This is a genomic window from Actinophytocola sp. (assembly GCF_035712165.1).
Classification (GTDB): Bacteria; Actinomycetota; Actinomycetes; order Mycobacteriales; family Pseudonocardiaceae; genus DASYTH01.
Genome location: NZ_DASTBH010000493.1, coordinates 1 through 2,137 on the forward strand (window position 1 = coordinate 1; position 2,137 = coordinate 2,137).

Annotated in this window: 2 protein-coding genes and 1 pseudogene; 1 reads left to right on the forward strand and 2 read right to left on the reverse strand. The window is 71.2% G+C overall.

Translation table 11 applies throughout. The annotated features are described in order from the left end of the window. Nucleotides 1–48 precede the first annotated feature (48 nt). Entirely contained in the window at nucleotides 49–786 is a 738-nt protein-coding gene (locus VFO68_RS27920) for a cellulose binding domain-containing protein (protein ID WP_325161382.1), read from the forward strand. 104 nt (nucleotides 787–890) lie between these two features. Here the strand turns inward: VFO68_RS27920 and ygiD are convergent, their stop codons facing one another. Together ygiD and VFO68_RS27930 are read right to left on the reverse strand one after the other, a co-directional pair. Beyond that, on the reverse strand, nucleotides 891–1,754 hold the full coding sequence (gene ygiD, locus VFO68_RS27925; protein ID WP_325161383.1) for a 4,5-DOPA dioxygenase extradiol: 864 nt from the start codon (nucleotides 1,752–1,754) through the stop codon (nucleotides 891–893). A 203-nt stretch (nucleotides 1,755–1,957) separates the two neighbouring features. Further along, nucleotides 1,958–2,137, reverse strand: a pseudogene (locus VFO68_RS27930) (TIGR00299 family protein); the annotation flags it as partial.

Below are 2,137 nucleotides of genomic sequence, written 5' to 3' on the forward strand. Positions count from 1 at the left end.
TGCGCCGGCCTTGGCGCAGGACCGACCCAACCGCCCCAGGGAGACTCCATGAGAGGTTTGCGCACGCGCGGGTTCGCCGCCGTCGGGCTCGCCGCACTCGTGTCAGGAACGCTCGCGTCCGGCATCTTCCCGGCCGGTGCCGCACTGGCGGCCACGGATACCATCGCGCCGACCAAGCCGGCCACTCCGACCGCGAACCCGATCAGCTTCACCTCAGCGACCATCAACACCGGTGGTTCGACGGACAACGACCGGGTTGCCGGGTACTACGTGCAGCGGCAGGTCAACGGCGTCTGGACCGACTGGTCAGCGACGCTCATCGAGCCCACCTACGCTTACGTGCAGCCGCTGACACCGGGCACCACGTACACCGTGGCCGTGGTGGCGTTCGACCCCAGCGGCAACCGGTCTCCGCGCTCCGACGCGGTCACGTTCACCACACCGTCGGCGCCGGCGCCGACCTGCAGGGTCACCCGGCAGGATCTTGGCCCACAGGCGTTGTTCCTGACCTTCATCGTCGACAACATGACCACCGCGACCGTCACCAACTGGACGGCGACCCTCACCCTGTCCGCCGCGCACACGGTCACCTACGCGTTCAACGCGATCCTCTCGCGCAGCGGCGACGCGGCCAGTCTCCGGCCCGCGCCCAACACGGCCCAGGTCAAACCCGGTGCGACGGTGTACTTCGGGTTCGGTGCCAACCGCCCGGCCGGCACACCGCCGCCGAGCGGCTTCACGTTCACCAGCCCGGCGACGGCACCGATCACCTGCAGCGCGACCTGATCCGTACCGGCGCTCGGCCGTACGACGTACGACGCTACGAAGGCACCGTCAGTCCGTTGTGGAACGGGGTGAGTCGCCGCGTCCCCGGTCGGGCCTGACTCGGATCAGATGTTGGATCCGTCGGGTGGCAGGTCGGCTGGTGGATGCGGTGACCCGCCCTCGCCGGCCGCGTGGGGGCACGGGAGGCCGAGGGTGTACGCCGTCATCGACAGGGATCCGTAGGCGTAGCCGTCGACCAGGACGTCGACCTCCGGTGAGCCGTTCGCTCCGGCCAGACCCGCGAGGTACAGGGCGGGGATGAAGTGGTCGGGCGTCGGTGCCGCGTGGCGGAAGTCGCTGTGCGCGTCGAGCGTTGCGAACTCGGTGGGGTCGCTCAGCATGCGGGCCTTGGCGTCCTCGTCGAAGCGCCGCGCCCAGTCGTAGCCCTCGTCGGCCAGGTTCCAGTTCATGCCCCGTAGGTTGTGCACGACGTTGCCGCTGGCCACGACGAGCACGCCCCGCTCCCGCAGCGGCGCCAGCTTGGCGCCGAGCTCAAGGTGGTAGTCCAGGGGCTTGTCGGCGTTGATGCTGAGCTGAACCACCGGGATGGAGGCGTCCGGGAACGCGTGCACCAGCACCGACCACGTGCCGTGGTCGATGCCCCAGCTGTCGACGTCCGCGCCGACCCAGGTCGGGTGGACGACGTCGCTGACCTCCGCCGCCATCTCCGGCAGCCCGGGTGCCGGGTACTGCACGTCGAACAGCGCCGGTGGGAACCCGTAGAAGTCGTGGATGGTTCGCGGCCGAGCCATGGCGGTGACGGCGGTGGCGTTGATGTACCAGTGGGCGCTGACCACCAGAATGGCTCGGGGCCGGGGGACCGCCGCGCCGAAGGCCTGCCACGCGGTGGTGTAGCGGTTGACCTCGAGGGCGTTCATCGGGTTGCCGTGCCCGAAGAACGCCGCGGGCATGCGGCCCTCGGAGCTCACGATCTGGCCCTCCTGAGGCTGTGCGGAGCGGAATCGCGACGTGCGGAACTCCCCGTCACCGTACCGCTTCCAGGCGGTGATGCGATGTGGTCCGGCCAACGGCGGCCGTGTCGGCGCGTGCTGACGTGGCCGCCGATCGCCGGCGCGAAAGCGTCGGCCTTCGAGGGCGAGCGGCTCACGCGGGGGCGGAGGCGCCGGACGGGTCACGCGGGGCGGGCGTAGGCGGGCAGCGCGGCGCCTTCGATCAGCCCGGCGGCGGCCGCCGCGGCCGCCGCCTCGGCGAGGAGTTGCCGTTCGGGACGGTCGAGCCGGCGGGCCAGCGCGGCAACGTCGTCGAACTCGGGAGTCGCCCGGACGATGACGCCGCCCGCGTGGCCGACCTT